We start from the raw sequence: 25,861 nt of genomic DNA on the forward strand, positions 1-25,861 counted from the left end.
TAGCTCCAGTTGGTGGGAAACTAGTTAATTAATAGTGGTTGGCCTTATATCCAAATCGCCATTAGCATCCGTAAAAACTCTTGCTGTTTTTTTCTCTCCAGCTTTAATATTGAAAAATCGTTCTTGCCTCTCTCGGTTTAAACTGCAAAGTCCTTTCCCTTCAAGATTAGCACCGACAGCCCACTCTCCTTCTGATAAATAAAATGTCGCTTTTTCTTTCGGATCCAGTTTCGCTACTCGCTCACCATTCAAATAAACTGTTGCATAGCATCCTGCCCCCACGAATCCTGAATCACGAACGATTGTCAGGCTACCGTTATTACCATCGTTTTCTTGATATTTAAAAACATGCTCTTTTGAGGCGGAAATAGCTTGGCTGGGAGGTACAACTCTTGTCGAACAACCTGTTACTGTGACAATTGCCAATGCTAGAGCTATTTTTTTCATTTCAGTGTCCCTTGGATTTATAGTTAAAATTCCACAAGAGATTAACACAGAGAATGGTATCGGATGATTTTCATTGTCCTTTCCATCCAGTATCCACCATACGGCACGCGCTTGCTGAGATGGCCATACAGGTGATGCAGCAGCATATTCCCTTCCAGCAGAATCCCGGCGTGGTTCCACTTATCCGCCTGCACCTGCATGATCACCATGTCACCCGGTTGCGGTGGACCATCAAACTCACGGAACCCGCATTCATACCAGCAGTCCTGATAAAAATTGTCCGGATACTCCTTTTCCCACCACGGATAATCAACGCGGTAATCGTGCAGCTCGATGCCGTGGGTTTGCCGAAAATAGCTCATCACCAGGCCCCAGCAATCGTAGTGGCCCAGCACGAATGGTCGCTCGAGGAGCGGCAACTCACCACGCGGGTGGATGGTACGGAGATCGCCTTCTGGCCAGCTGATAATATGCCAGGGAAGAAGGGTCGCGTCGCATTGTGCTTTATCCAGTTCGCTTGGCTGGGTGGTGGCATCAGGATGGCTGTGAACAATACCGGTGATCGTTCCCCATTCCTCAACCTCCGCATAATCCTCCGGCGCCAGCACAAAATTATCTTTCGACTCTGTGGCCAGGTTCCGGCAGGGGAAATAACGCTCCGCTCGCCCCCTCTGGGCGACGAGGCCGCAGGCCTCGCGCGGATATTCTGCGGCCGCATGTTCCTCGATGGCCTTAATCGTTTTCTGACGCATATCAGCTCCTGATTAATGAGGTGCCGGGGAACCCGCCAAACGGCAGTTCGCTATTCTCACCATGACGTAATTTGCAGGCCGTGAGCGTTCCGTTGCAGACATCCTGCGACGGGTCATCAACTGGCTGATTGTTCCTGTCAAAATATCGGGTGCCGGCATAGTCGCACCCGTTACCACTGCGGTACTGATTGCGGATACACCAGGTACAAATCGCATGCAGCTGGCGAGTGGGGATCATCATCCCCTGCAGGGCAAACGGGCTGGAGAGAGTAAATTCCACCTTCTCATCGTCTTCATAATGCTTTACGTCAATGAAGAAAAGGCGCCGTTTCTCCTGCGTCGGATCAGCTGAGGCATTCCCGTCCGGAAAGTTCTTCGCATCGAGATACTGTTTTTGCGTGTCGTGGATGACAACCCGCGCCAGAGCCAGATCGTCGTAATGAAGACAGAGCGCGGATATCTTTCCGTCGATGTTCCCTACCCGCAGCGTTGGCTGCGCGTCGCTGCCAGTGGTGGATGACTCGATCCCTTCGATTTCACATGGCCAGGCTTTATACTCCCGCCCCTGCCACCAGATGCTTTTCGCCGGCAGCTTATCCAGGTCGCCGCCAGCGGAGAGGATTTCGGCTGCAGTATGGGGAACGTTATAGCCGTGGAAATACAAAACCTCATCCAGGCCAAACGCCTGGCCATCGATCTCCAGGAGACGAACCTCATCGCCTGGCTCTAACTTCTGATAATTCGCGTTAAGGCTCATGGTTTAAATGCCTGAATAAAAGTGGCTGAAAGTGAGTAATTTCCGCCGCCCAGCGGCACCGGTTTATATTGTTCGCAGCGGTAAAGCCCCACCTCTTCCAGAGGCGGGGTCCACTGAAACGCGCGGGTGCCGGCATGACGGTCGAGGAACTGCTTAATCGGGCGGATATAGTCCTCCGTACCGACAAAACTCAGCTCCCAGTCCTGTGATCGGGTGTTAATACCATCACCGCATACCTGCGCATACCCGTCACCGAACTGTGCCTTCCGGACACGAAAGTTAACGGTCTGCTGGGGATTAACCCGCGGACTCCAGGTGAATATCTCAATAGCCATCAACGTTGCCCTTTAACTGCATTCCAGACCATCCCGCCAGGGCGCATATCCTGCGCCATCAGCTCCCTGTATTTTTTCTCCACAAACGAGCCGATCTGCTGGCCAAACTGCTCAAAACCAGACGGCGCCTGCGTTGAGGTGTTTCCGCCTTCAATCGTGATATAGACTTTTGGCCCTTCCGACGCGCCGGCGTTCTGACCACCACCGACAGCGCGTACACCCAGCGAACCATCGCCGGCACGCGTCAGCGGCATGATGGCCTCCGGCCCGGCCTCGCCAAATACGCCGGCCCCTTTTGCGAAAGCGAAGAACTGCGGAGAGTCGTAGACCTGGTTGCTGTATGCGCTCAGCGACGGTGAGTCGTAAACGCCGCCTTTGGCGTTGAACTGGAAGTTACTGGCGGCATTCTGGATCGCCGTCCCCGAGCCTGCGCCCGCAGCGCCCGTGACAACGCTGGTCCCGACGCCCACCACGCCCATAATGGTTTGCATGACAGAACTGGTGACCAGCGCCTGAGCGGCCATATCAACGAGGTTTTTTATGATCGACTGCGTGAGCGAGGAAAACAGGTCAGCCATGTTCTCCTTAAAGCTTCTCGTCCGCGTCAGCATGCTCGTCAGGAAGTTACTTGAGCGCTCATGGGCCGTTTCAAATAACCCGACGGCCAGGCTCTGGAATTCTCCCTGTGATCGGTATAACTCCAGTGACGTCTGATACTGCGCATCGGCGGATTCTTTCGTCGCCTTCTGCATCAGCATTTCGTACTGTTCTTTGCTGATCGCGCTGCCCTGGTAGTACGCCTGCAGCAATGCCTGCCGCTGAGCAAGCTGATTGCGCAGCGAGACCAGTGGATCAACTTCGCCGGCGATATCCAGTGCCGGCGCAGCGATTTCATCGGCATGCGCCTGCAGCAGCTCTTTCGCGGTATCTCTGGCCAGCGTTATTCGTGCGGCCTGGTACTCTTTTTCATCAAGAAGGCGGGCTTTGAAAAGCTCAGCCAGGTCCCGGCTGGCTTCCCGCTCTTTTCGCAGAGTTTCCTGGGCGGGGGAATATTGCGCAGCCAGATCCAGTCGCTGTTTCTGGTAGTTCTCTGCATTCATTAACAGCGCGCGCTGCAGGTCAGCATCACTGGCGCCATTTTTCTTCGCCGCTTCCTGCAGCTCCCTGTTGCTGTCCTTTTCCTGCAGGTTAATTCTGGCCAGGCTGGACGCATGGGCTTCTTCAATTTGCTGCCTCAGCGTTTTGAACTGGTCGACCTGGGACTTACTGCCTTTCCCCGTGCCGGTACCGCCATCGCCGCCCCAGGGATTTCCATCTCCGGTCTCTTTGGGGGGCGTGCTTAACGCTCCTTTCAGATCGTCCGTAAGGGAGGTTATTTTTCCCGACAAACCCAGCTGAGCCAGTGTTTTTGCATCACTGACACGCTTAATGTTTTCCTCGGTTTTGCGGAGTCCCTCGTTAACGCTATCGAGATCCGCCCGCGCCCGCGTCTGGTCTTTTGTCACCCCTTCCAGCTGGCCGAAGGGGTCAAACCCTTTCAGGCTGTCGATACGACTGTCGGCATCCTGAATCTCTTTTATCAGCTGGTTACGCTGCACGACCTGGTTTTCGTACTTATCCTCCAGGTCGAACTGCTTCACATTTAACTGGTTAAGCGAGAGGCGCATCAGCGCTTCACTGGTTTCCACTACGGCATCTTTTAAATCAATGGCCGATTGCCGGGCTTCTTTTGCCTGTTGATGGAAATATAGTAATGCAGATCCAGCCAGCGTCGCCGCGCCAACCGGACCACCAACAAAAGCCAGGGCGCCTCTTGCCAGGCCCACCGCAACGGAGGCCGCACGGGCTGATATCGACAATTGCCGGTTTGCCGCCGCCAGTTTCAGTTTCGCCTGGCTGGCCAGGTTCGTTTGCTCAGTTTCCTGCCGGATAAGCCGGGTAAACTCATCCTGGTAACTGATATTCATCCCGTACTGTTTAGCCGTCCGCTCCATCTGCCGGTAGTGGCCAAACTCAGCGTCGTTCTGTTTCAGGATGGCAGTTGTCGAATCCAGCGTTTTGCGGGCGATCTCCGCATCAGCCTGCGCCCGCGCTTTTACCGCCGCCTGGCTTTCCCGCCAGGCCGCGATATTCTCCCGCAGCCCTGCAGTCAGTTTCGTGGATAACACGGGGATCAGGCTGTAAAGCGCCACGCTGGAGACGGTGTTGAAATTGTCTGCCAGGCTGTTCAGTGCCTCCGTGGCAACCTGAATCCCGCTGCGGAGTGGCCCGTTACTGCTCTGGCCGATCTTAATGACCATCCCCTCAAACGCACTGCTCAGCCCCAGCAAATCGCCGTTCAGGTTGTTAACCCTGATGGATGCCTGCTCATGCGCCGTTTTGGTACCGGTCAGGGAAGCGGTCAGCTCATCAAGCTTTGAACGGTTCTGGACCAGGATAGACGCCGCATTCAGGTTCTCCACGCCAAACAGTTTTACGGCCTGGGCCGTGGAGAGATTTTTCCCGGAAAGAGTGGTCAGCGCCTGGCTGAGACCAACCACGGACGGCTTGAGGCTCTTGTCTGTGCCCTTTTCCAGGTTCAGGATGACGTTACGCAGCGCCGTGCCGGCTTCACCGCCTTTAATTTCACGCTCTGCCAGCACCTGAATCGCGGCATTCAGCTGCTCAAAACCAACGCCGGCCTGTGCGGCTGCGACGCCACCATTTTTAATGGCAGCCGCCGTATCAACAATCTCCGACGACCCGTACTTCGCGCCGGCGGCCAGCACGTTGATATAACGATCCGCTTCCTGCGCGCTCGCCCCGTACTGGTTTAAGGAGAGCGCCAGCGTTCTGGTCGCATCGGGCAGCGTTGTGCCGGCGGCCTGCGCCAGGATAAGCGCGCTGTTCGTAGCCTTCTGCAGTCCATCGGACGTTTTTAAAAGCTCCGGTTTAGCCGACGCCATCAGCTTTAACGCTTCGGCGGCCTGGCTGGCGCTGTACTCTGTCGTGCGCCCCATTTCCTGCGCAGCCAGATCCAGCGCTTTCATTTCAGCTGCAGTCGCACCGGTGATGGCCTGCAGGTCTGATAATGCCTGTCCATATTGTCTGGACGTGGTGACGATCGTGCCGATGGAAAGGCCGGCTCCTGCCAGCCCCGCCAGCCGGCTGGCCATCCCGGATATCGACAGACCGACCTTCTTATAGGCGTCCTCCGTCTTTTTCGCGTCCGCCTGGGCATTACGGTTAAACCGTCGTGACTGGTTCTCCGCATCGCCATACGCTCCCAGCAGCTGGGATTTAAAACTGGCTGCGTTCAGGTGCAGCCCGACCGCTAAAGATGCGACGTCTGCCATTACATTAACGCCCTCATGACTGCCGCGCATTCATCATCGACCCGGGATGGCGCAGGTGTGGTTTCGGTAGGTGGCGCGTTTTCATCGCCAGGACGGCGGAAAATGCCCTGTTTCAGGAAGTAGGCTCGCCAGTGGTACAGCGTGTTTGCCGGCAATGCGGCAATTTTGGATGGGTCAGGCTCGCCCCAGCGGTCGGCCAGCCAGAAGATAAGCTCCAGCCAGGGCGAGTCACTCAGTTTTTTTCCGCTTCCTCCAGCTTGCCGATTGCGTGTTGCTTCACTTTTTCCACTGCGGCCAGCAGTTCGGGGTTTTCATGGGCCTTCAGCAGTTCGGCTGCCGTGGGTTTAAACTCATCCGGAATGGCCGTTCCATCCGGCTGAACCAGTGCATCGATGACGATCTGGATGACTTGCTCCGATGCCTCGCGCGCTGCGCCAGCTTTTGCGGTTTCAGCCATTTTCTCTTCGTAGCTGATGAGGTAATCCCCGGTCAGGCGGCGGATGAATACGGTGGCGCCAAATAACTCGGTTTTAATGACGGTTGGCTCCGATTTAAGCAACGCGGATTTCAGCGTGGACAGGTAATCTTTATCTTTCACAGGTAGTCCTTAAAAATAAAAAGCCACCCGAAGGTGGCTGTTTAAAGGTTAAGTTAATCAGGCACCGCCGGAGACAGCGACGGTTCCCCAGGCGATCTTGTTCTGTTTACCCTGAACAGTGATCTGGATGACCTCATTCGCCGGAGCGGCGATTTCATTCATCTGCCACCCGGACAGCGCCAGGAGCATCGTCGCTGTTCGCTTGTTGGGTAATTCGACGTATAACTGGATGGTCTTGCGGGCCTCTGCTGCGTTCAGCAGCGCGGCAAAATCGGTATTGCCCGGATCATCAATGAAGCCCAGCGACTTTTCAGGCCCGTCAGGCAGATCGCTGATGGACTGTTTCTGCTTATCCAGTAACGTGGTGCAGTCGACAAAGCCCCCCGTCTGCCCCATTGCACCCAGCGCTTTACAGTTAATCAGCGGTTTCAGCGCTGACGTGGCAGCGCCAGGCTCTCCGTATTTCACAATGGTGCCCGCCGGCAACATCGCATATTCAGGCGAAGTTTTATCAGCCATGTTTCTCTCTCTTTTTATACGGCAGCGGATGCTACCTGTTTTCAATGCCGTTTCGGATTTCCACGGTTAACACGCGCAAAACGGTCTGGAGGTTGTAATCCAGGGCGGGTCGGATAAAGGGGTCTGCAACCTGTTTAACCGTGCCAAACTCCTGCGCCAGCGCCTTCATATGGTGCTGCTTGCTGGGGCCGACACGGAGCGTTACAACCGCGTTCCCTTTACCCTTGCGGGTGGAAGAGCGGATTTTGATTGAGTCCCGCATGTGCAGCCCGGCAGACGTTTCGTCAAAGCCGGCATGCTGCTTCATATCTTCCTCGACGACCTTTAGCGCTTCGCGCCCGGCATCCCGCAATACCTTCGTCGCCACTTTTTCGCCCAGGGCCATTAACTGCCGCTCCAGCTCATCCAGCCCTTTAACTTCCATTCGGATCACGAGGAGTCCTCCACGTAGTGAATGATGAAATCGCGGGTCAGGCGATACTGAATGCGACGATTCGTCAGCTGGTTTTTATCCTGATGGATGCCGCCTCGTTCCACATACTGAACCGGAATACCCTCCAGCTGGCCATGAACGACGGACTTCAGTTCCGTCCAGATTTTTTTATCCAGCTGCAGCAGTGAGGTGTAATCATCGAGACGGTACAGATTCACCTGGATACGGGCAGATACGATCCCCGTTCGCAACATTCCCGAGACCATTTCCGGGTCAGAGATACGCTGAAAGGTCGCTCCTTCCTGGACCGTGTCCGGCAGTAAAAGCGGATACGCATTCATGCCGGTGATGCGCTCCAGCGCACCCTTAATCGCCAGCTCTATCATGCCGCCCGTCAGCCTCCCCCGTGATAATGATCCGGTCCGTTTTGCGGTCGATATTCCGGACGGTATAAACCAGATTTTTCGTCGTGATTTTCCAGTCAATATCAACCAGCACACCCGGATAGACCGTAAACAGGCAGGTTTCCACCACCTGCTGCTGATCCAGCGTGCGGACTTTCCGCCCCGATACCAGCTCCCGTTTCGCCCACGCTTTTCCCGATTCAACCTGCTTTTCCGGTAGCGGTTCGCCCAGCGGCCCCCGATCGGACTGAACGTAGCTAATCGCAATGCGACAGTTCATATCACCCGGTTTCAGGCTCATAGCGTATGCTCCTGCAGGGGGAAAAGAAGATGCCTCACCGCAGCGGTTTCCAGCCACTGTCCGGTATGGCCATTCAGATACGCATCGCTGACCAGAAACTGAATGGCCAGCCGGATATCTTCATCCGCGATAAATCCGCGGACGGTCTCCGGGAGTGCCTGCAGCTCTTCATCACTGGTGACCAGCTTGCAGTAATAATCACGCTCGATGCTCCGCTGCGCGGCGTTCACCATTTGCGTGAGCATGGCGTCGTGCTCCGTGAAATCCAGTTCCAGGCGTAGCTGGGTTTTCACATCATCCAATGTCAGTATCAAAATCGCTGTCTCCCGGCTTCGGTTTCAGCGCACGTTCGGCATCCTCCGGCCATACCGCGATACGCCGGTTAACCAGCTCTTCGGCGCGCGTTCCTTCAAAGCACGCGATATCTCCACGGGAATAACGGTGGTGCGGCCCAAGGAACACAACGGATTTACGCTCTGCCTGTGCGACCACGGTCGCATGGTTGTCCTGTGCGACCGTTTCTTCCGGCTCCACTGCTTTATTTTTCGCAGCCATAACATTCTCCTGAAAGGGAAAAGCCCGCATATGCGGGCCGTATTTACTGAGGGATGGGTTAGAACAGGACGCCGGTACCCAGCACCAGGCCTTCCGGATGACGGAAGCCAATATCATGCTCAGTAACAACGCGGATTAGCGACTGGTTACGGGAAAACGCAGATACCAGGGTGCCATCGGCATCGATGTAAGAGGCTTCCTTCGAGAAGTCGACTTTCATATTGCCGTCTTCAGCAATAACCACATCATTGAAGTCAGCAAAGTAAATCTCAGTCTCCTTACCCCCGGTCCCCAGATTCGCAGGGATCGCGCTGGTACGCTGAACCGGATATCCTTTAAGTAATCCCTGAGCCATTTCCGGATAGACTTTGTTGCCGTTGCCGTCACGCAGCCCAAACAACTTCATATAGGTACGGTTCGACATGCCCCAGCCGCTGCTGATCATATTGCTGTTGCCGTCCATCGCCATCAAAATGATCTTGTCCAGGTACTCGTCAACCGTGTTCAGGTTGATCGCTGCATCAGCTTCCCACGGCAGCAGGCGGTTCCACTGCGTCGCGCGCGCCTTCATACCAATCGGTGTATCGCCGGTACCGTCATCGCGCATAAAGGCTTTATCCTCACGCACTGAGATGGCGGTCAGAATATCCTGCAGGACCAGCTGCTCGACGTTGAATCCGGCGCGGCCAATCAGTGCATTGGAAATAGGCACCATCGCAATCAGAGTTTTCGCCGTAAGTTTTACATCATCAAAGCGTGTTTCTGATGTCTTGGCGTCTTTGTTTTCTCCTGTGTAGCTTGCCGTTGCTCCACCGGCCACGCGTGGTAGCGTCATATTACCGTTAGGCAGCGGAACGGGACGGGCACCCAGCTTGCGGACGATGGTTCGGTCGCTCAGTAGCTCGATCACCTCACTGTGGAGGTTCTGCGGAATAAGCACCCCCCCGGACGCCGCTGCGGTGGAAATGGCCATCGATACGGACTGGTCATTCAGCTCTTCTGAAGCGAATTTTGCCGCGTCCTGCAGATTCCCTGCGCCTGCGGCGACAGACATAACCAGTCGGGTCATGCCAGCACCGGTGTACTGTTTCGGCTCCTGCTTAACAATAATGCCGGGGGCCTGCTGAGTCGCTTTCACGGGTTTTGCGACCAGCGCCGCAGCACGTTCGGCGGCTTCCAGGCGTTCAATTTTGGCGCTGATATCAGTGAACTGCTGCTGCAGGTTCGCAAACTCCGTCAGCTGCTCCGCAGTCAGCGTGCTGCCGCTGGCGTCAATGGTTGCCAGGGCCTGAACCTGTTCGTTGATACCCGCACGCTTACGACGCAATTCTTCAATATGTGGCATTTTATTTCTCTCTTTTTAGACATAAAAAAAGCAGCCTGCTGGCTGCTTAAGGTGACGCGGTTTATGGTTGCGCCGGGTTACATTTTGGTTTGCAGATCCATCGCGGCTGCCTGCATCTGAATGGAGGTTTTTTGACGGGGTTGCTGATACTTTGCCGCGATAGCATTGATCGCCGCCTGGGGGTCAGAGACTTCATCCGCCAGGCCGGCGGACACAGCGCCAGGGCCAAAATACAGCCCCGCCTGCGTATCAATGACGGCCTGCTGATTCAGGCCGCGATATTCGGCCACCGACCCCGTAAACGTCTCGTACATTTCGTCGATCATGCCCTGGAACATACCCAGCGACTCTTCACTCAGTGGTTCATGTTGGGTGCCGTTATTTTTGTTATCTCCCCGGTAAATGGTGGTGAACGTCAGCCCCATTTTTTCTTCCATCTTCGACGTATCGAGGTGCTCCATGATCACACCAATCGACCCCACGCCACTGGTCTGGCTGACGATGATTTTGCTGCAGGCCGATGCGATGAAATACGCGGCGGAATACGCGCTGTAGTTCACAATCGCCGTGATGGGTTTCGTGTCGCGAGACTGATAAATGTAATCGGCCAGCTCCTTGCACCCCACCGCTGCGCCGCCGCCGGAGTTAATATCCAGAACGATTTCGCTGATTGAGGGGTCGTTTAATGCCGCCTGCAGCTGCCCGCGGATCCGCTCGTAGCTGGTCAGCTCGGAGCACATCGCCGTAATCTGCCCCCGGCGTGGAACAAGAATGCCGTGAACGGGGATCACTGCCACCCCGCCGGTGGGCTGAACCTGCTCAGCTGCAGGTGATTTACCCGGATTCAGCGCCATCTGAATGACGGCATCTTCGGTGATCCCCTGAATACGGGGGATGAGCACCGCTTTCACGGAGTCCATTGTTTGCCGCGTCACGTAATGCGGCACGCCAAAGACCATATCTGCCAGGTGCGGCAGGTTAATTAATTTCGTTGTCATGTTGTCTTCCAGGTCATCCCGCGCGGCGGGAAATAATCAGGCTCTGGCCAGAAGGGATTCTATTTCGGCCAGCTGTTTTGCTGTCGGCGACTTATCGCCAGGAAGGATCTTCGCGCTGTCGACCATATTGAGCGGCGTCAGGTATTTGTCCCCGCCAGCAATTGGCGGTAGATTCTCCATACGCCGGATATCGTTAGTGGATAGCCATCCCCACTGGCGGCCCAGCGCATACGATTCATAGCGTGACTTCTGGTCGCCTCGCAGCAGCCCGGAAACGTTGAACTCGATGTACAAATCGCGGCGTTCGCTGGGCAGAAGCAGATCGCGCTGCATCGCACCCTCATGGCGTTTCAGCCAGGCCAGCAGCGTATACATCACGAACTGCAGGCCCTGGTGCTCGATGTTGTTGTTGGTCGCTTTCGCCAGCATCTGCACCATATGTGGCGGGATTTTATAGAGCCGGCAGACCTCTTCCACGCCCCACTGCCGCGACTGTAGCAGCTGCGCCTTTTCGTTATCCTGCGACAGTTGTTTGTAGCTCATGCCCTCCTGCAGCAGTGCCACAGAGAACATATTGTGAATACCGGAATGGCGTTCGGTCCATTTCGCCAGCAGGCGATCAATAGCATCCTGGCTTTTAATGGTCGCAGCCTCTTTCGGACGCTCTATCACCCCGCTCATCGTTGTCCCACGCCGAAATGTCGCTGCCGCATGCTCCTCAACGGCCAGATTCAGCCCCAAGACATCGGCGTTCGTCTGAATGGGGGAACTGCCGATATAGCCATCCAGAGAAAAGACCTTCACATGGTGCATCATGCGCATCGGCAGAATTTCACCGACTTCCGGGAGTTCGTAATACGGCATACCGTCCGGCCCTTTCAGCACAATGACCTTTTTCGGGTTAATGGGGATCAGCTCTTTCGGGTAGCCTTTTCCGTCCCGTTCGATGATCGAGTAGCAATTTCCCTCAAGCCCCAGCAACCCCTGCTGCTGCTCGAAATACTCGAATGAGGTGTCTTTCCTGTTGGGCTGGGAGTGAATCAGGTCATAAACCGGGTGGTCCGTCGCACGCTGGCGCCCGCCATTTTTATCCCGCCGGTAAAGTTCGCACGGCAGCTGCGCGACTGACTCCGCCAGGAGGGTGACACAGGCCCGGACCGCTGAAAGTCCAAGAGCGGTTTCCGGCGTGATTATGATGCCAGTTTTGCTCTGGCTTGAACGAACCCCGCCCAGCATGGCTTCCCAGAAGCTATTACCCGAGTATTGTCGGCCCCTGAACATCTGGGGTAGGAACATTATTTACCTCCGCCATTGCTGACGCCGGAGGAAAAGGCCCGGGTTGTCATATATGACCAGCCCAGACAAATAATCCCTCCTGTTATCAATCCCACTGATGGAGAAATAAGCCAGGCACCTGCGGATAACAATCCAGCACCAGTGAGGCCGACAATAAAACTCAGAACTGAAATTAGCATGCTATATCTTCCTCATCGTATACGGATGTCATCACTGAACTGTTAAGCATGGCGCGCCCCAGCCCCATCATTAAACCAACCGCACCATCTATCTTGTTCTGCCGCCCTTCTTTCCCGGGACGCACAATATCGTCACTTCCGGGAAGGTACTGGCCGACGATATTGGAAATACACCAGTTCATGACAGGGTGTCCGTCATGATGGAATCTCCCCGAGATGAGCGCAGCCTCAATCTCTCTCATAGGATCACTCATATGGGTAAAATTTTGTCTTATCTCGACAGGCTCAAGCCCCTCTTCCTCAAGCATGTGACGTAATGAAGTCGCGCCATAAGGATCAATGGGGCATTGGGCAATTTTTACGGTATTCCGCAGCTTCAGGATCGTTTCAAATATCAGCCTGTAATCAACTTCGCCACCATCGGTCGGGATTAACTTACCCTGCCGGACAAAGGACTGATAACGTTCTGCGGTACTTTTCAGCGCGGTCTCCTGCGAGTAAATGGTTTCTTCTGGTGCCCAAAACAGAGGAGAAACACAGTAAAAATGTGTTATTCCGTCTATTTCACGACGAAAAACTGGAACCACGGCATTGAGGTCAACTTTCGAGGCCAGATCGATACCCAGCCAGCATTCTTCCCCTTCAAAATCTGACAACTTAAGGTTTTTATCGGCTGCATCCATCCATTTTCTCAGGTCGTAATAAGCTGATTTTGCGCTTACCCAGCGATTGAAATGCTTGGTCAGAATCTTGTTTGTCTGCCCGGGCGTCGACATACCCAATAATTGTTTAGCCCGGAGAAAATCTGCTTTTACCGAAATGCCATAGTTGGGGTTTGCCTTGATTAATGCCTCAGGAGTCGTCCAGTCATCATCGTCATCAAGGCCATAAATCAGACCAAATATGGTTTCATTTTCCTCGCCATTACGGGTTCTCCGCAGGATCTCTACAACCTGAGTACGCTTTTCATAGCAAGGGGATGTAATGTCATAGCCGGCAGTGGTGATGATCAGTGTCATCGGTTGTTCACGAGCCCCCATACCGGTGGTCATGGTGGTGTAAAGCGCATCAGTAGTATGTTCGTGATATTCATCAATGATGGCGCATGATGGCGAATCACCATCCCCCGGGTCACCGATCACAGGCGCAAAAACCGAACCGTCAGGGCGCGTCATTTTTTTTGCCCAGGGTTTTATCGAGAATTTTTGCCGCAATGCCGGCAGCTTTTTCACCATTTGCAGCGCCGGAGAAAATACCTTCCATGCCTGTTTTTCAGTCGTGGCGCCGCAATAGACTTCTGCACCATGCTCGCCATCTGCACAAAACATATAATTTCCTACAGCAGCGGCAATAGCGGATTTCCCGTTCTTCCTGGGCACCTCGATATAGATTTCAGAGAAACGACGCAGGCCTGTCTTCTTGTGTACCCATCCAAACGGTACGCCAAGAGCGAACTTCTGCCAGGCTTCAAATTCAATCCGGAGTTTACGCCGGGCCCATTCCCCTGAGGTATGAGGCATTTTCTGGGCAAAACGAAGAAATCGTTCTGCTTTGTTTTTATCGAAGCGGTAGGGCCAGTGGGGATCCTTTGCTCGTTCGAGGTCGTCCAGATGTCGCTGACAGGCAAGTATCGTTAACTGACACGCCAGAATCTTCCCGCCAACGATATCCCGCGCATACTGGTTCGCTGCATTGACGTTCGGATAGGTTGCCATCAGTCAAACTCATCGAATTCATTCCCGTCATCGTCCGGATCCTTTTGTCCGCTGGTCATGCGAAGACGACTGAGCGGATCTAACCCCAACAGAGAGCCCAGTCGGGCAAGCTGGGAAACCGAGTCATTCCGGACATTAACTGCAGGGTGTTTTTTCAGCCCCCCCATTTCACTTTCTGAGGTCAGTCCGCTGGCCAGCATTTTTTCGGCTTCGAGCATCAGATGAAAAGCATTGCAGTAAGCCAGTAACAAAGGTGCGTCCTCCAGCTCAAACACCCCTCGGTCGATGAGTATTTTGCTTTGCGTCTTCCACATTCTTATTGCCGCCTCCCCCATTAACTCAGCGGGAGGCGCAATACGTGTTAATTTGCTTTTTTGCCCGGTGGGTAAAGTGGGTTTTCGGCCACCACCGGACGATCGAATTCCTCCGGCCATAAACGTTCCTTTGATAGATGAAACCTTCCGGAAAAAAGTTTCTTATTTCTGGCGTGTAAAAATAGACTTCAACGGGCAGTCCCGAAGCGCGAAAGGGGTCAGGGATTTGCTCCCCCCTACCCCTGGCTGCAGCTGCCTCTGTCGAGGTGGAGGTCGTCATTCCGGCTGCGCCGGCGGCGAATACGGTTCGCATTGCGTGGGCCGGCGTATCTCAGACGTTCAATGAACACCAGTTGTTATACCGGCGATCAGGATCCTGTCTCGGTAGCGGAGCCTCCATCGGCCTGCAGTACGCTTTCTGGTAGCCGTTCATCTAATGGCTGGTTCTCGAACACCTTCATGCCAAACTGACCGATCCAGGTGCTGACTGAGTTGATGTTCCCTGCGATGAAGTCGGTCACCTCGGCGATCAATCCTTTAACGACGACATCCGTACTCTGACGCCAGTAATTCTCAATCGCGACCAGCAACGGATCGGAACCATTACTGACAGATTGTTCACCTACGCTATACGTTTTTTTCTTCGCGCTATCGGTGATACATCGCAGCTGGCTGGTCTGGACGGCCCCAGCCTCTGCAGCGATGACCTGCATCGTCAACGTAGCCACTTTGTTCCCGTCTGCATCAGCGCTGGATGCATAGAACATGGAAAGCGTCAGATCCGTGCGTTGATACATCATTGCTTACCTCCACGACGATGACGTGAACGGCGACCACCGGGAACCATTGTCTGTTGTTCCTGCACCAACTCCCCCTCTAAAGGCTCCTGATCCAGTGCAGGTGATGAAACAGGGGCCGGAGCAATATCATGTGCAATCGTCAGTTTCAGCAGTGGGCGGCCGCCCTGGACATGCTCAAAATGGATGCCATGTACGGCTTCATTCATTCGTGACTGACCATCCGTCTCCAGAACGGTCAAAACACCATCAACGTATTCAATTTTGAAACTCTTCATCGGGTTCTCTCTGTTGCTGTTTTCTTGCTGTGGCAGGTCCAGCACAATGACTCCAGATTAAAGTCATCATCGGTACCGCCATGAGCTTTAGGAATGATGTGGTCGACACTTGAGGCTTTCGTGGCAATACCGTCTCGCCTGCAGTTCTGACAAAGGTATTTATCCCTCTTCATGATACGGGCCCGTTTAATTTCCCACGGTCGACCATAACCACGTTCCTGCCGAGTTTTTCCGGGCTGATAGTTACGCCAGCCATCACCAGCGTGTTGCTGCCTATGCATCTCACAGTATCCTCCGACATCATTGGTCACAGCCGTGCATCCTCTGTGCCGGCAAGGTCGTTTAGCTCGTGGCGGCATAAACATCCTCGAGCATGAGTTGAGGGAGAAGAGTTAAAGCGGCACTGTCGATGGGAAACTCTGAAACGGGCAGCGATGAGCATGACAATCCGTCACACTCAATCGCCACCAGCTTCTCGTCTACGTATGCAATTTTTAAGTTCTTCATCGCGTTACCTTTTGCGAATAAAAAAGCCCCGCAGATGCGAGGCTACTGGTTAAATATCAGGGTGTTACTGTGAAAGCTCAGAGTGTAAGGTTGCGGCTCAGCCTATCTGTGGTGGGACACAGTTAAATATTGTACTTGCAGAGGAATGGCTGATTAGCTCTGCTTAAGGAACTTTAAAATGGAAGAAGAAATTAAATATAACATCGAGGTGGATTGCTCAACTCTGGAGTCTGCAGCAAAAGAAATAAGAGCTCTCAAAGGTCTTCTGGCAACTATGTTTGTTTGCCTTGATCAGGATATGAAGGGTGTCGTAATACATCAACTTTCGCAGATTGATGATGAATACAACCAGAAAAACTTGGAGATGCTAAAGCAAATCCAACATATCCATAACCGACCTTAATAGCTATGGCAGACGGTTACAGGCTGTCTGCCGATCTATTATTTATTTCGATATCTTAATTGTAGTTCCGCAATCTTACAGCCCATAAAGTGTAGTAGTGCCTCAGCAGCATCTAACCGTTTGAATACCTCATCAATGTTTGGCTGCATACCTGAAGCGTATATCTTACCCTGCGTTTGAATGCTCCAAGCACTGACAGAGGTCAGGGTATTATCCGGTTTATAACACTCTGCAGAGGAAATTGCCGCTGAGACTACAAGCTCCTGCAGGTCTGGGCGATCATGTTCCACCACCAGAGATTCATCATTCGCATTGACATCATAAGATAAGGTAAACGGAGCGGTAGCCTTGCCTGATATAACCTTCTCGACCAGCACGCAACCAGACTGAATGACTTTAAATCTGACTTTGACCCCACAGACAATGCCATCATTAATCTGTTGAAGGTTTGTAATAGTGACTTTCAACGTTTTCAAGTTGCTTCTCCTCATTATCTATTAAAAGGGATATCGTTTTTTTATCCCTTAGAGGGGATAGACGTTCGCACCGATTCGTAAATCCGCTCACAGGGCATTCCTGTTTCCCCTGATTGGTTTTGTCACATATTCTCGTCCAGGATGTCCTCAAGCCATGAAACCGGCTAAAAAAAAGGCCGCATAGATATGCGACCTTTGGTTAGTACCAGTTAGAAAACTAAAATCTCTCAGGAGCCACCCAAGAGAGGCTTTTCTGCTTTTTAACTGACCACTGCCGTTTCGGTGTTGGCTGGCAGTGATAACGAGATGATAGCTTCATTTAAGTTATCGATAGCATTTAAATATCGAAAGAGCTCATTGAACCAATCATTTTCAACTTGCCGGAACATTCAACCAGAGCAACAGGCTTCTATGCTGGTCTTTTGAGAGCAATTATCAGTTCGCCCTAACGAGGCTGGTAACTAACATATTATTCGATGGTTCCTTAGACAGTGACCCATAAATCTAATTGTTTAATGTACCATTGGATGGGCACACAAATAACCACACCATCCCCAAAGTTAACAGATTTGATAACACACCCTTGTGGCGGAAAAAATTCCGCACCAGTCTGGGGCCGGATCGAGCGCTCAATGCCGTAACGATAACCGCATGGTAGTTGTGGTAGTAAGTTTACTGTCATGAGTGGCTACTTAGTTTAGAGTGGTTTGAGATCCTATAGTGCATGACATCCCCTGAATTAGATACAAACATTTCGATGCTGAAAGCTTGAATGTCTTGTTTTCAGATTTTTTGTTCACTTAAGGCCACTTATTTCATGTGCTATGCCTGTTACTTACTCATCGCCCGATAGTACGCCTGCCAGCGATACTTATCCAAACGGAGCTGGCGCAGGCATTGAGCGGTTTCTACATCAGACTGTAAATCTTCATCGCTGTCATTCCCTGCGTCACTTGCTTTGCACGGCGGACTCATCAAATCCGGGGATGGAGTTGGCAGCATCGATGGCGCGCTGACGCAACTGCACAGCAGCATCATCAAACCTACACACAGTACGATTCGGAGACTGAACATATTTCACCACGTCGCGGGTTATTGTTTTGTAGATGACCTTACCCGCTTCGTTAGCAGTCGCGGCCTTTTCCTCTACAGGCTTAATGGCATTCTCGGCCTTCTCTCTCTTCTTCGCAGCCTGAGCATTGATGTGATCAGCGTGGGAACTCCATCCCATACGCCATGAAATGGCACAGGACATTAGCAGGATTGCTATTGCGATGATAACGGCGGTTAAGCGACTCATCTTTGCTCCCATAAACACACTTCACGCTCAATTTCCCTCCGGGTAATAAGTCCTTTCCACTTCTTACCTTTGGCATAGGTCCAGCGGCGCAGCTGATCACACGCACCTTTCTGGTCACCCTGGTTGATTTTGCGAAGCAGAGTAGAGGTCTGGAAGTTCCCGGCTCCGACGTTATAGGCGAATGAGTACAGAGCCCCACGCATTGTTTCTGGGATCGGTTTTTTGATGTAAGGGTTGATCTGCCAGGCGACGGTATTCAGGTCTTTATTTAGTAGCGCCCGACACTCTGCCTCGGTATAGGTTTTGCCGAGCATGATGTCTTTACCTGCGTGGCCGTAGCAAACCGTCCAGACACCTACCACATCCTGATAAGGGGAGTATCGCACTCCCTCAAGCCCATCATTACCCATCGGGCCAGTGATGAGTGCAGAGGCAATCGCCAGGGCCCCGCCGCCCACCGCCGCAAGAACAGTTTTACGTAGTGTCGGAGACATTATTCACCTCGAGCAGCTTTTCGCCGGTCTTCTTTAATTTTGAAGTACAGATTCGTCAGGTATGTCAGCAAGCCAAATACCAGACTTCCCAGAACACCAATAGCGGCCCACTGGGATGGGGATACTTTGTCGAGCAATTGCAACATCCAGAACCCCGCGTTACCTGCGGACGTTCCGTAGGCAATACCTGTTGTTAGCTTGTCCATTCGATACATACTCCACCTCCGGGTTAACGGGGTGCTTTGTGTTTGATAAGGTTCAGGACCGGCAGGAGGAAATCTTATCAATGATGATTCCAGGTACCTGAAAATGAAAAAACCACCCTGAATAGGTGGCTAGATAATTCAACGCGAGCTATGTGCCCGGGGATAGTGTATTGTTGCGGACCATTCATTAGGAAATATCATATGCAACAACGCAAAAACTCAAAAAACAATCGCAACTACCTCATCAAATGTACCTGCCCTAGCTGCACCAACCAATCAGAACATAGTTACACCCGAGTCCAGAAAGGCTCTGCGCTGATGTGCCCTCACTGTAGTAAGATTTTCACTCAAGACAAACTTCCCACCGCTTAGGCTTTACATCATCATAATCTCTGGTAATGCATCCACTGCTGCGCTCGTATAGATTAGAGAAGTAAGCCCATTAGGCAATGCGGCCGATGAATACCTGTTAGACGGGTCTCGGCTTACTGGCAGAAAATTAACGTTCTGGCATCGGCAAGATAAAAGGCCTGCCGCAATGGAAGGCCTTTAGGGGGTTATGCAGTATGTGTGGTGCCGGGTGCCTCCCGGTAAGTCTGCCCCAGTCAACAGACCCGCGTGTGTGCTCAAAGAAAAAATTGACTGGTCGCCCCACCGCACAGGGGGATTCACCACACACCCACATTAGCTACACGATATGCGCCTGGTCAATTCAATGTAACCAGTAAAATACATCTTTCGGAAACTGTATAACCTAGCGGGCAATAATTAATCACTGCATATTTAATCATTACAAAAACAACAATAAATTTTCATATCTGTTATCAAATTAAGAAATAAATACTGTTAGGAATTTTCTCACTTAACTCGCACACTACGCCTCACGCGAACCACAATATCCATAGTCTTTCAGAGGATAAGCTCACATGACAACCATAATGATGCTAGCGTTAGCTGTTGTTCTTCTTTTAGTTGCAGTGGGTTCACTGATGTCTTACATCAAAGAAAGACGCGGATATAAAAAACTTTCAAAAAAAGATATTAACGGTTATCCACTTTTCAAGAAGCAGGGGTAGCGATACGTAAACATTCCCCCTGTTTTTTTGCTACCACCTTTGGGAACAAAGAACTGCCTTAATCTATAAGTGCTCTCGCTTGTGATGTTCAATTTACCGTTAAAGCGCTCAAGCTGTTGAGCTAAAACCGCAGTCTGGTGCGAATCTTGTGCGTATGAGATTAAACGTGAAGTACAGCACGCTGTAATCCAATTACCATGACCTGATTACTGATGTGAAAAGCCCAAGTAGTGCTTAGGCTAGATTATGAACAAAAAAAACCCGCTTAGAGAAGCGGGAAGAAAGTTGGCAACCAAGGCTGTAACGAAAGGAAGGTGCACCTAATAGTCCGAGCTACCGATTTACCAGGAAAGCCTTCTTTTTTTACCGTTACGTTCGTTAACCATAGCCTGACAGACAAAAAGAGCAAGGCTTTTGTCATTACAGTCACTATGTTAAGGCATTAGTGTGGTGCCGGGTGCCTCCCGGTGAGCATGCCCCAGTCGGCATGGCCCGCGCTGCATTTACAGGTTTCTGTAACTGACTGGTCGCCCCTCCGCATAGGGGGATTCACCACCTCGATAATTTATGATGCAAACATTCAAAGTGTCAATATCTGACCATACCGCCAGCGCCTCTGCCATAATATAAGCCAACAACGCCCACTTAAATTGTATGCATTCTAATACTTAAAGCTATTGCGAAGCCCTGACTCAATGTAGCACTCACTGATATCAGGTAAATACGAGGTAAGTAAAATGCTATCTACTGATAACCAAAGAATTTCAGAGATTTTTGAACGTTTGGCAGAAATAGCAGCTAAAACTGCTGAATTAACAAGCAACCCTAATCTATCCCCTGCTCAAAAGCAGGCAGCATGTGACAGTTACTTTAGCGAACATGATCAGTTAACAACCGAAGCCCTAGAGATCTTCAAAAAAATCACTAAAAATCCTCAGTGAATGCTGAAGCATGTGAGATTGCGTATGCAATACGACGATATGACAGGGGTATTGATGCAGCGCATCTCGCGAATACCCCTGTCGTATCGCCGGAAAGCAAAAACCCCGCACGGGCGGGGTTTTCGTTATATTCAGATTGTCGCTTTTTGTCGCTGCCGAGTGCCGCAGCTCTGCCAAGCATGAAGGAATTATCTAACTTTCTGGCCCATTTTCAATACCAAAAAGGCAACATAGCACTTTTTGCTAATCCGCATGAATCGCCTTATGGACAGAAAGGAAAGCTTTTGCTCTGAATATTTCAAGGCACCAGCGCACTCTTTTCCGGGCCTCACTGTCTGTTAACCATGGAGCCACCAGCTGTATTTCCCGTGTTATGTCTGAGATTTTTTTGCGGGTGGTGTAATAGTTAACGCCAACGAGATAAACAGGATCACCCGTTTCAAATATCGCCAGTACACATCGTTCAACAAATTCAACATCATCCTCAGTGATCGCAGCGTCAATGGCGACCGTTGCAGGCTTCGGCCACAAAATGGCATGCGCCCTGCTTAATGCCTGCCGCCCGCGATACCCTTCACTTCTTGCCTGCTCAATTGCTGCCGTAAAGCGTTCTAATGCTTTATCTGACCAGTGATCACCCTTCATGCCTCGCCAGCATGAATGTCCTGATGGTTTACGCGGGGCAGCACCTCCTCTCATCCCTTCCCCCCAAACAGTAAGCAGAGATTTTATCCAGGCGGACTGAATGCCATTAAGGGGAGTGAATCGGCCCAGCCAGCTTTTGCGCGGGGCGGCGGCCACAGTTTCTAATCCTGCACGGTGTAGACGGCGTTGACGTGGTGTCATTCTGTTCTTCTCCTTACTACGCCAGAACGCCGAGCGCGTATGCCCGGTCCAGCAATTTAATAATCAATACCGGCTGGGTGCCGTATTCACGCTCAAAAGCGGCAGGGTCATGGTGCAAAGCACGGTGGTGCTTGCGGCATAATGGGATCGTAAAAACATCGTGGGCCTTGGTGCCTACGCCGCCCTGCCCCCAGCCAATAAGATGATGGGCATCATCTGCAGGCTGCCCGCAGCACATACACGGCTGTTTTTTAACCCATGAGATAAAGTCAGCTGATAACCATCGGCTCCGCTTAGGTCTCGCGAATAGTGTCGCCGGTGCAACAGGATCGACGTTCACAGGAACCAGAGGTTTGCCCGGCGTTGTTTTTGCCGTTGACCTGATTGCTTTTTCGATACGGGGAGAAAGAATGCTGGTGGCCGGTACCGACGGAACGATCTCACTCTCCCTGTAAACCGATTTAATGCCATCGTCTTTAATACGCAGGGATCGGCGCGCCATTTCTTCTGTAATTTCATCGCCAATCCCGGCGCCTACCGCCCACCAGCATAGCTCCGCCAGTGACAGTGATCGCTGGGCGTCCAGCCCAAGCGCGATGCGGGCAGTGTCGATTACCCAGTCAGCGTTGTTAACACCTACCAGTTGATCGAGGGTTTGTCCCGTTTGGTTTTTCAGCTCATTATCACAGTGCCAGCATGCGATTATTACACCCGTCGAATGGCGAAACGGGACGAGCTCATGGTGATGGTAATCGGAATGTGTCCACTGACAGTTTTTAACCTGCCTACGCAACCATGACTCGAGGGCACTAACCCCACCAGCTGCAGTGATAACTGCCTTCTTCATGAAAAAAGGTCTGATCCCCATATCATCCCGCAACGGCTGCCGGGCATCAGGAAGACGTCCACTGGGTATCTTTTTCATGCTTGCCGGCGGTATTTCCACAAGAACCCGGCCGGCACCGAATAACGGCATTAATTCACTACCCGGCTTAAGCAGCACAATTCCAAGATGGCGTGCAATATCCACGTTAAGCAAAGCTCGCATCAGTCCCTCCACATCTTCTGTATGTAGGTCCTGTCAATCCGTGGCGGCTTCTTCGATTCCGGCAACAACACGCGGATCTCCCACGATGCAAAGTCTCTGGATAAGCTCTTCTCAACCACACAGTTATTTTTACGGTATCGCTCCACCAGCTCTGTAGCCTCAGCCTCTGAAAGCTGCTCGTGTAAAAACCAACTTTTCTTCATGGCTGATCACCGAACAGTCGCAAAAACTCAATCGCTCTTTCACGCGCGCCGGGTTCTTCAGCTATCATTTCCTGCAGCAGCTGCACGGCGAGCATAGGCTCCTTTCGCCCGACGATGGAAATTCCTCTGGAGACACGGCGAGAGAGTTTTATGAAATTTTTTCTCTCTAACGCACGCAGATGCAACAGGACAGCATTAGACGAGCTAACGCCGAGCATATCGGCCAGCTCAGATAGCGTAGGTGGGTAGCCATGCTGATTGATGTAGGCGACCAGCAGATCGAAAACTTCCTGCTGTCGAAAAGTGAGTTTCGAAGACGAGAGTAAACCGGCGCTCGTTGAAGGAGCACCAGTCTGGTGGGATTTTGATACTTCAGTTGTTTGCGTCATGGCTTCTCTCCGTGACGCAGCAGGTATAGGTTGTTCAGGCCTATGACGGGATTGTAACAGAACCAGGGGGAACCTGGTAACCAACTCCAGACTTAGCCTTTTCAATCATCTGTGAAAAAAGAGAGAGAGTCCCAACGATCTCATCTGGCTGCAAAGGCATAAACGAAACAGTGTCGCCGCGCCGGTACATCAGAGCGCGCTCACACAAAGGAAAGGATGTCAGACGAGCAACGATCACCCCATCATCGCATCTGATAATTGCATAGCCGGTGTTCGGCATTTCTTGTTTTTTACTCACAGCAAAATCCTCAAAATAAACCAGGCAAGCCACTGGACCTCAACTTAACAGAACCAGTCATCAGCACTTTCCCAGGTGTCCTGCAGGATTTCCTCAATACGTTTTTTATCTCCGTCCATTCCTCCAAGCACGGTCAACCCATCAGAGCTGGTCCGACGAATCACAAGACTGCAGTTATTAAAGTTTTGATCCAATCGCCGCAGTAGCTCCTTCTCCAGAGCAGGCACAGCGCCATCCGGCAATTTTTTTTGGCGATCAATTGTGATTTCCACTTTCATAACTAGCTCCTCACGCAAGTGTCGCGGTAGGGATACCCGTTACCGGATACCCCCCGCACAGATCCCGGCGTGCGCGATTTACGCACCGGGCTCCTGCCTCGGGTGTCTGGCGGTGAACCGCTCCACAGGCCATGGATGAAGAACCCGAACCCTTGGTAGCCATGCGGCTGCCAGTTTGTTTGCTTTCGTCCAGGTCGTATCATCCTTCTGGCTCCTGCGCCTGAGCGCCCGGCGCCAGAGGTTTGTTACGTGTGTCCTGAACTTCTGCATGGTGGGGAAGTTGCCCGGTACCGAGTGATAGTTCAGGTATCCCTGAACCACTCTCCTGAGCCATTTTCCCTGTTCGGGGATTGAGTAATGCCAGCGCCTTCGCAGACCGTCTTTGATGGCTTTCAGAGTTGCCGTCATCCGATCCCGGCGGGTCTTTCGTATCAGCATGAACCTGCCGTTGCGATCTTTCCCGCTGATGTGCGTGAACCCGAGGAAGTTGAACGTTTCTGGTTTGCCTTTTCCCCTGATGGCACGGTTTTCGGCAGCGAAGCGGCCGAACTCCATCAGACGGGTTTTCTCCGGGTGAACCGTGAGTCCGAACTCCCTCAGTCTGCGCTGCATGGCTATACGGAAGCGCCGGGCATCGTATCGTTTGTCGAACCCGATGACGATGTCATCGGCGTATCTGACCATTACCACATTGCCTGTGGCATAGCGACGTCGCCACTGATGCGCCCACAGATCGAAGACGTAGTGGAGGTATATGTTTGCCAGCAGCGGTGAGATGACCGCACCCTGTGGGGTGCCTTCCTCCGTTGCTCGCCATTGACCCTCCTCCGACGTCCCGGCTGTGAGCCACTTACGTATGAGCCTGATTACCCTCCGGTCGCCGATCCGATGCTCTGTGAACCTGATCAGCCATTCGTGGCTCACCCTGTCGAAGAACTGACTGATGTCGGCATCCAGTACCCAGTTTACGTTAGTGCGTACCAGCCCTGTGGCCAGTGCGTCCAGTGCATCGTGCTGGCTTCGCCCGGGTCTGAACCCGTATGAGAACCCCATAAAGTCGTTTTCATAGACTGCGTTCAGGATTTTCACCAGCGCATACTGGACGATCTTGTCCTCCAGCGAGGCGATGCCGAGCGGGCGTTGTTTTCCATCCGCTTTTGGGATGTAGTGACGCCTGCCGGGCTGCGCCCTGTAGCTGCCCTGATGTAGCCTCCGGTGCAGATCTGTTATGTTGTTCTTCATGTTTCCGGCGTAGTCCATCCACCTGATGCCATCCACTCCGGCGGCCGCTTTCCTGCTCAGGGAGAGGAATGCGGCTTCCAGTGCTTCGACTGTCAGCAGGTGGAACAATGCTGTAAACCGTTCTTTCTTCCGCTGCTTCGCAGCTTCCCGCACGCGTGACAGCCTCTGTGACATGCTTTCCCGGCTCTGTGTCCGGCGCATGTGTGGCTGTTCCGCGTTCCCCTTGGCCCCGCTCCTTCGCTCCACTGACTCCGCTCCTTTCGGGTTGTTCGCCTGCTTCGCCGCTACTATGAGCGAGTCCGACTTCTCCTCTCCGTACATCACCGGCTATGACTCCTCGTCTTCCCGGTGCGGGCCATCTCCGACACTGGCAGATGGTCAGAGGGGAGATCTCCCGGTTCCCGCGTAGAGATCGTATTGACATGCCAGGGTCTCAGACCCCGCCGGGTCCATGTGGCACTCGCAGTATCGCACCCTATGATGTTGCCTTCCGTTAACAGTACAACGTCGGCACCCGGTAATTTAATATACATTTCGTGGCTCAATGGCTGGCCTGTCAACACCCCTGTCAACGCTTCGCCCCATACCTCGCGGTATGCAACGCATGACTCGGGGACCTTGTGGATTGCTGGTCCTTCAATGGTCGGGGACTTTCACCCCTTGATCTCTAACCGGTCTCCCGGCGCACACTGTATAAATAAACAGTATACTCGTTAGGTGAAATGTTCAAGCGTTTAATGCCACTTTTCGCTAACCCATGCTCATGTTTAGATTGATCTTTTCTTCTCAAAGGACG

36 protein-coding genes are annotated in these 25,861 nt (G+C 52.4%); 4 read left to right on the forward strand and 32 right to left on the reverse strand.

Features of this window, described 5'->3' with window-relative positions:
- Positions 1-24: 24 nt before the first annotated feature.
- The 22 genes from KB892_RS15250 to KB892_RS15355 all read right to left on the reverse strand — a co-directional run bounded on the left by KB892_RS15250 (position 25) and on the right by KB892_RS15355 (position 15,865).
- Positions 25-447, reverse strand: a complete 423-nt coding sequence (locus KB892_RS15250; RefSeq protein WP_047666390.1) for a hypothetical protein — start codon at positions 445-447, stop codon at positions 25-27.
- Between the two features lie 41 nt (positions 448-488).
- Complete coding sequence (locus tag KB892_RS15255; RefSeq protein ID WP_047666389.1) at positions 489-1,199, reverse strand: C40 family peptidase; 711 nt, start codon at positions 1,197-1,199, stop codon at positions 489-491.
- A 1-nt stretch (position 1,200) separates the two neighbouring features.
- Positions 1,201-1,956 (reverse strand): phage minor tail protein L, encoded by a 756-nt coding sequence (locus KB892_RS15260; RefSeq protein WP_023328087.1) that lies wholly within the window; start codon positions 1,954-1,956, stop codon positions 1,201-1,203.
- Entirely contained in the window at positions 1,953-2,291 is a 339-nt protein-coding gene (locus KB892_RS15265) for a phage tail protein (RefSeq protein ID WP_023328088.1), read from the reverse strand. The genes KB892_RS15260 and KB892_RS15265 overlap by 4 nt, the downstream gene beginning before the upstream one ends.
- Positions 2,291-5,626 carry a phage tail tape measure protein gene (locus KB892_RS15270; RefSeq protein ID WP_023328089.1) on the reverse strand — a complete coding sequence of 1,112 codons (3,336 nt, stop codon included), beginning with the start codon at positions 5,624-5,626 and terminating at the stop codon, positions 2,291-2,293. Before KB892_RS15270 ends, KB892_RS15265 begins: the two co-directional genes overlap by 1 nt.
- 232 nt (positions 5,627-5,858) lie before the next feature.
- A complete protein-coding gene (locus tag KB892_RS15275; protein WP_014228914.1) occupies positions 5,859-6,224 on the reverse strand; it encodes a phage tail protein in 366 nt (121 codons plus the stop codon).
- A gap of 57 nt (positions 6,225-6,281) precedes the next feature.
- Positions 6,282-6,743: a hypothetical protein gene (locus tag KB892_RS15280; protein WP_023328090.1), complete on the reverse strand. Its 462-nt coding sequence runs from the start codon at positions 6,741-6,743 to the stop codon at positions 6,282-6,284.
- Between the two features lie 31 nt (positions 6,744-6,774).
- Positions 6,775-7,167: an HK97-gp10 family putative phage morphogenesis protein gene (locus tag KB892_RS15285; protein WP_168895379.1), complete on the reverse strand. Its 393-nt coding sequence runs from the start codon at positions 7,165-7,167 to the stop codon at positions 6,775-6,777.
- Positions 7,168-7,172: 5 nt separating this feature from the next.
- Positions 7,173-7,562: a hypothetical protein gene (locus KB892_RS15290; protein ID WP_017880258.1), complete on the reverse strand. Its 390-nt coding sequence runs from the start codon at positions 7,560-7,562 to the stop codon at positions 7,173-7,175.
- Complete coding sequence (locus tag KB892_RS15295) at positions 7,543-7,881, reverse strand: phage head completion protein (RefSeq protein WP_023328092.1); 339 nt, start codon at positions 7,879-7,881, stop codon at positions 7,543-7,545. Before KB892_RS15295 ends, KB892_RS15290 begins: the two co-directional genes overlap by 20 nt.
- Positions 7,878-8,195 carry a head-tail connector protein gene (locus tag KB892_RS15300; RefSeq protein WP_020317538.1) on the reverse strand — a complete coding sequence of 106 codons (318 nt, stop codon included), beginning with the start codon at positions 8,193-8,195 and terminating at the stop codon, positions 7,878-7,880. Before KB892_RS15300 ends, KB892_RS15295 begins: the two co-directional genes overlap by 4 nt.
- Complete coding sequence (locus KB892_RS15305) at positions 8,176-8,436, reverse strand: hypothetical protein (protein WP_049010370.1); 261 nt, start codon at positions 8,434-8,436, stop codon at positions 8,176-8,178. Before KB892_RS15305 ends, KB892_RS15300 begins: the two co-directional genes overlap by 20 nt.
- A 58-nt stretch (positions 8,437-8,494) precedes the next feature.
- Positions 8,495-9,781: a phage major capsid protein gene (locus KB892_RS15310; protein WP_023328094.1), complete on the reverse strand. Its 1,287-nt coding sequence runs from the start codon at positions 9,779-9,781 to the stop codon at positions 8,495-8,497.
- Between the two features lie 77 nt (positions 9,782-9,858).
- Entirely contained in the window at positions 9,859-10,779 is a 921-nt protein-coding gene (locus KB892_RS15315; RefSeq protein WP_014907815.1) for a S49 family peptidase, read from the reverse strand.
- Positions 10,780-10,815: 36 nt separating this feature from the next.
- On the reverse strand, positions 10,816-12,075 hold the full coding sequence (locus tag KB892_RS15320) for a phage portal protein (RefSeq protein WP_023279520.1): 1,260 nt from the start codon (positions 12,073-12,075) through the stop codon (positions 10,816-10,818).
- Positions 12,075-12,254 carry a hypothetical protein gene (locus KB892_RS15325; protein WP_017898992.1) on the reverse strand — a complete coding sequence of 60 codons (180 nt, stop codon included), beginning with the start codon at positions 12,252-12,254 and terminating at the stop codon, positions 12,075-12,077. Before KB892_RS15325 ends, KB892_RS15320 begins: the two co-directional genes overlap by 1 nt.
- Positions 12,248-13,969 carry a terminase large subunit gene (locus tag KB892_RS15330; RefSeq protein ID WP_021462603.1) on the reverse strand — a complete coding sequence of 574 codons (1,722 nt, stop codon included), beginning with the start codon at positions 13,967-13,969 and terminating at the stop codon, positions 12,248-12,250. Before KB892_RS15330 ends, KB892_RS15325 begins: the two co-directional genes overlap by 7 nt.
- Positions 13,969-14,403 (reverse strand): phage terminase small subunit P27 family, encoded by a 435-nt coding sequence (locus KB892_RS15335; protein ID WP_012542168.1) that lies wholly within the window; start codon positions 14,401-14,403, stop codon positions 13,969-13,971. The genes KB892_RS15330 and KB892_RS15335 overlap by 1 nt, the downstream gene beginning before the upstream one ends.
- Positions 14,404-14,651: 248 nt before the next feature.
- Entirely contained in the window at positions 14,652-15,083 is a 432-nt protein-coding gene (locus KB892_RS15340; RefSeq protein WP_014907818.1) for a hypothetical protein, read from the reverse strand.
- Positions 15,080-15,403, reverse strand: a complete 324-nt coding sequence (locus KB892_RS15345) for a hypothetical protein (protein WP_023297386.1) — start codon at positions 15,401-15,403, stop codon at positions 15,080-15,082. Before KB892_RS15345 ends, KB892_RS15340 begins: the two co-directional genes overlap by 4 nt.
- Positions 15,355-15,717 carry an HNH endonuclease gene (locus KB892_RS15350; protein ID WP_032428746.1) on the reverse strand — a complete coding sequence of 121 codons (363 nt, stop codon included), beginning with the start codon at positions 15,715-15,717 and terminating at the stop codon, positions 15,355-15,357. The genes KB892_RS15345 and KB892_RS15350 overlap by 49 nt, the downstream gene beginning before the upstream one ends.
- Entirely contained in the window at positions 15,701-15,865 is a 165-nt protein-coding gene (locus KB892_RS15355; RefSeq protein WP_162838183.1) for a hypothetical protein, read from the reverse strand. The genes KB892_RS15350 and KB892_RS15355 overlap by 17 nt, the downstream gene beginning before the upstream one ends.
- A 178-nt stretch (positions 15,866-16,043) precedes the next feature.
- Here KB892_RS15355 and KB892_RS15360 point away from each other — a divergent pair, with 178 nt between their 5' ends.
- Complete coding sequence (locus KB892_RS15360) at positions 16,044-16,268, forward strand: hypothetical protein (protein WP_032749552.1); 225 nt, start codon at positions 16,044-16,046, stop codon at positions 16,266-16,268.
- A gap of 38 nt (positions 16,269-16,306) precedes the next feature.
- On the opposite strand, the gene KB892_RS15365 is transcribed toward KB892_RS15360, so the two are convergent.
- The 4 genes from KB892_RS15365 to KB892_RS15380 all read right to left on the reverse strand — a co-directional run bounded on the left by KB892_RS15365 (position 16,307) and on the right by KB892_RS15380 (position 18,753).
- The gene (locus tag KB892_RS15365; RefSeq protein WP_049115059.1) at positions 16,307-16,744 is read right to left on the reverse strand and encodes a hypothetical protein; all 438 of its coding nucleotides are present in this window, start codon (positions 16,742-16,744) and stop codon (positions 16,307-16,309) included.
- Between the two features lie 949 nt (positions 16,745-17,693).
- Complete coding sequence (locus tag KB892_RS15370) at positions 17,694-18,044, reverse strand: hypothetical protein (RefSeq protein WP_016160650.1); 351 nt, start codon at positions 18,042-18,044, stop codon at positions 17,694-17,696.
- Positions 18,041-18,538, reverse strand: coding sequence for a lysozyme (locus tag KB892_RS15375; RefSeq protein WP_032432826.1), 498 nt, complete (start codon positions 18,536-18,538; stop codon positions 18,041-18,043). Before KB892_RS15375 ends, KB892_RS15370 begins: the two co-directional genes overlap by 4 nt.
- A complete protein-coding gene (locus KB892_RS15380) occupies positions 18,538-18,753 on the reverse strand; it encodes a class II holin family protein (protein WP_016160648.1) in 216 nt (71 codons plus the stop codon). The genes KB892_RS15375 and KB892_RS15380 overlap by 1 nt, the downstream gene beginning before the upstream one ends.
- A gap of 192 nt (positions 18,754-18,945) precedes the next feature.
- On the opposite strand from KB892_RS15380, the gene KB892_RS31175 reads away from it, so the two are divergent.
- The 3 genes from KB892_RS31175 (at position 18,946) to KB892_RS15390 (ending at position 20,761) form a co-directional block, all read left to right on the forward strand.
- Complete coding sequence (locus KB892_RS31175; protein WP_004148000.1) at positions 18,946-19,116, forward strand: YnfU family zinc-binding protein; 171 nt, start codon at positions 18,946-18,948, stop codon at positions 19,114-19,116.
- A 554-nt stretch (positions 19,117-19,670) separates the two neighbouring features.
- Positions 19,671-19,820, forward strand: a complete 150-nt coding sequence (locus tag KB892_RS15385) for a small membrane protein (protein ID WP_004147999.1) — start codon at positions 19,671-19,673, stop codon at positions 19,818-19,820.
- A 737-nt stretch (positions 19,821-20,557) separates the two neighbouring features.
- Positions 20,558-20,761 carry a hypothetical protein gene (locus KB892_RS15390; protein ID WP_004147997.1) on the forward strand — a complete coding sequence of 68 codons (204 nt, stop codon included), beginning with the start codon at positions 20,558-20,560 and terminating at the stop codon, positions 20,759-20,761.
- A gap of 243 nt (positions 20,762-21,004) precedes the next feature.
- On the opposite strand, the gene KB892_RS15395 is transcribed toward KB892_RS15390, so the two are convergent.
- From KB892_RS15395 to ltrA, 6 genes are all read right to left on the reverse strand, one after another.
- The gene (locus KB892_RS15395; protein ID WP_025861432.1) at positions 21,005-21,607 is read right to left on the reverse strand and encodes a hypothetical protein; all 603 of its coding nucleotides are present in this window, start codon (positions 21,605-21,607) and stop codon (positions 21,005-21,007) included.
- A gap of 16 nt (positions 21,608-21,623) precedes the next feature.
- Entirely contained in the window at positions 21,624-22,655 is a 1,032-nt protein-coding gene (locus KB892_RS15400; protein WP_062955112.1) for a DUF968 domain-containing protein, read from the reverse strand.
- Positions 22,656-22,854: 199 nt separating this feature from the next.
- Positions 22,855-23,247 carry a LexA family protein gene (locus KB892_RS15405; RefSeq protein ID WP_025861428.1) on the reverse strand — a complete coding sequence of 131 codons (393 nt, stop codon included), beginning with the start codon at positions 23,245-23,247 and terminating at the stop codon, positions 22,855-22,857.
- A 40-nt stretch (positions 23,248-23,287) separates the two neighbouring features.
- Entirely contained in the window at positions 23,288-23,527 is a 240-nt protein-coding gene (locus tag KB892_RS15410; RefSeq protein WP_071531363.1) for a hypothetical protein, read from the reverse strand.
- A 62-nt stretch (positions 23,528-23,589) separates the two neighbouring features.
- Positions 23,590-23,823 (reverse strand): DinI family protein, encoded by a 234-nt coding sequence (locus tag KB892_RS15415; protein ID WP_025368263.1) that lies wholly within the window; start codon positions 23,821-23,823, stop codon positions 23,590-23,592.
- Between the two features lie 78 nt (positions 23,824-23,901).
- Positions 23,902-25,389 carry a group II intron reverse transcriptase/maturase gene (ltrA, locus tag KB892_RS15420; RefSeq protein ID WP_004178082.1) on the reverse strand — a complete coding sequence of 496 codons (1,488 nt, stop codon included), beginning with the start codon at positions 25,387-25,389 and terminating at the stop codon, positions 23,902-23,904.
- Between the last annotated feature and the right edge of the window lie 472 nt (positions 25,390-25,861).

It is taken from the genome of Klebsiella sp. P1927 (genome assembly GCF_018204675.1).
Taxonomy (GTDB): Bacteria; Pseudomonadota; Gammaproteobacteria; order Enterobacterales; family Enterobacteriaceae; genus Klebsiella; species Klebsiella pneumoniae.

Bases quoted from the DNA above. Each gene is read 5' to 3' on its own strand.
- KB892_RS15360 (WP_032749552.1), top strand. From the start codon at position 16,044: ATGGAAGAAGAAATTAAATATAACATCGAGGTGGATTGCTCAACTCTG.
- KB892_RS15255 (WP_047666389.1), bottom strand. From the start codon at position 1,199: ATGCGTCAGAAAACGATTAAGGCCATCGAGGAACATGCGGCCGCAGAA.
- KB892_RS15410 (WP_071531363.1), bottom strand. From the start codon at position 23,527: ATGCCGAACACCGGCTATGCAATTATCAGATGCGATGATGGGGTGATC.
- KB892_RS15280 (WP_023328090.1), bottom strand. From the start codon at position 6,743: ATGGCTGATAAAACTTCGCCTGAATATGCGATGTTGCCGGCGGGCACC.
- KB892_RS15340 (WP_014907818.1), bottom strand. From the start codon at position 15,083: ATGATGTATCAACGCACGGATCTGACGCTTTCCATGTTCTATGCATCC.
- KB892_RS15380 (WP_016160648.1), bottom strand. From the start codon at position 18,753: ATGTATCGAATGGACAAGCTAACAACAGGTATTGCCTACGGAACGTCC.
- KB892_RS15415 (WP_025368263.1), bottom strand. From the start codon at position 23,823: ATGAAAGTGGAAATCACAATTGATCGCCAAAAAAAATTGCCGGATGGC.
- KB892_RS15355 (WP_162838183.1), bottom strand. From the start codon at position 15,865: ATGAAGAACTTAAAAATTGCATACGTAGACGAGAAGCTGGTGGCGATT.
- KB892_RS15285 (WP_168895379.1), bottom strand. From the start codon at position 7,167: ATGGAAGTTAAAGGGCTGGATGAGCTGGAGCGGCAGTTAATGGCCCTG.
- KB892_RS15330 (WP_021462603.1), bottom strand. From the start codon at position 13,969: ATGGCAACCTATCCGAACGTCAATGCAGCGAACCAGTATGCGCGGGAT.
- KB892_RS15295 (WP_023328092.1), bottom strand. From the start codon at position 7,881: ATGAGCCTGAAACCGGGTGATATGAACTGTCGCATTGCGATTAGCTAC.
- KB892_RS15390 (WP_004147997.1), top strand. From the start codon at position 20,558: ATGCTATCTACTGATAACCAAAGAATTTCAGAGATTTTTGAACGTTTG.
- KB892_RS15270 (WP_023328089.1), bottom strand. From the start codon at position 5,626: ATGGCAGACGTCGCATCTTTAGCGGTCGGGCTGCACCTGAACGCAGCC.
- KB892_RS15335 (WP_012542168.1), bottom strand. From the start codon at position 14,403: ATGGCCGGAGGAATTCGATCGTCCGGTGGTGGCCGAAAACCCACTTTA.
- KB892_RS15290 (WP_017880258.1), bottom strand. From the start codon at position 7,562: ATGATAGAGCTGGCGATTAAGGGTGCGCTGGAGCGCATCACCGGCATG.
- KB892_RS15400 (WP_062955112.1), bottom strand. From the start codon at position 22,655: ATGCGAGCTTTGCTTAACGTGGATATTGCACGCCATCTTGGAATTGTG.
- KB892_RS15385 (WP_004147999.1), top strand. From the start codon at position 19,671: ATGACAACCATAATGATGCTAGCGTTAGCTGTTGTTCTTCTTTTAGTT.
- KB892_RS15260 (WP_023328087.1), bottom strand. From the start codon at position 1,956: ATGAGCCTTAACGCGAATTATCAGAAGTTAGAGCCAGGCGATGAGGTT.
- KB892_RS15250 (WP_047666390.1), bottom strand. From the start codon at position 447: ATGAAAAAAATAGCTCTAGCATTGGCAATTGTCACAGTAACAGGTTGT.
- KB892_RS31175 (WP_004148000.1), top strand. From the start codon at position 18,946: ATGCAACAACGCAAAAACTCAAAAAACAATCGCAACTACCTCATCAAA.
- KB892_RS15320 (WP_023279520.1), bottom strand. From the start codon at position 12,075: ATGTTCCTACCCCAGATGTTCAGGGGCCGACAATACTCGGGTAATAGC.
- KB892_RS15305 (WP_049010370.1), bottom strand. From the start codon at position 8,436: ATGGCTGCGAAAAATAAAGCAGTGGAGCCGGAAGAAACGGTCGCACAG.
- KB892_RS15370 (WP_016160650.1), bottom strand. From the start codon at position 18,044: ATGAGTCGCTTAACCGCCGTTATCATCGCAATAGCAATCCTGCTAATG.
- KB892_RS15375 (WP_032432826.1), bottom strand. From the start codon at position 18,538: ATGTCTCCGACACTACGTAAAACTGTTCTTGCGGCGGTGGGCGGCGGG.
- KB892_RS15395 (WP_025861432.1), bottom strand. From the start codon at position 21,607: ATGACACCACGTCAACGCCGTCTACACCGTGCAGGATTAGAAACTGTG.
- KB892_RS15325 (WP_017898992.1), bottom strand. From the start codon at position 12,254: ATGCTAATTTCAGTTCTGAGTTTTATTGTCGGCCTCACTGGTGCTGGA.
- KB892_RS15265 (WP_023328088.1), bottom strand. From the start codon at position 2,291: ATGGCTATTGAGATATTCACCTGGAGTCCGCGGGTTAATCCCCAGCAG.
- KB892_RS15310 (WP_023328094.1), bottom strand. From the start codon at position 9,781: ATGCCACATATTGAAGAATTGCGTCGTAAGCGTGCGGGTATCAACGAA.
- KB892_RS15350 (WP_032428746.1), bottom strand. From the start codon at position 15,717: ATGCCGCCACGAGCTAAACGACCTTGCCGGCACAGAGGATGCACGGCT.
- KB892_RS15405 (WP_025861428.1), bottom strand. From the start codon at position 23,247: ATGACGCAAACAACTGAAGTATCAAAATCCCACCAGACTGGTGCTCCT.
- KB892_RS15315 (WP_014907815.1), bottom strand. From the start codon at position 10,779: ATGACAACGAAATTAATTAACCTGCCGCACCTGGCAGATATGGTCTTT.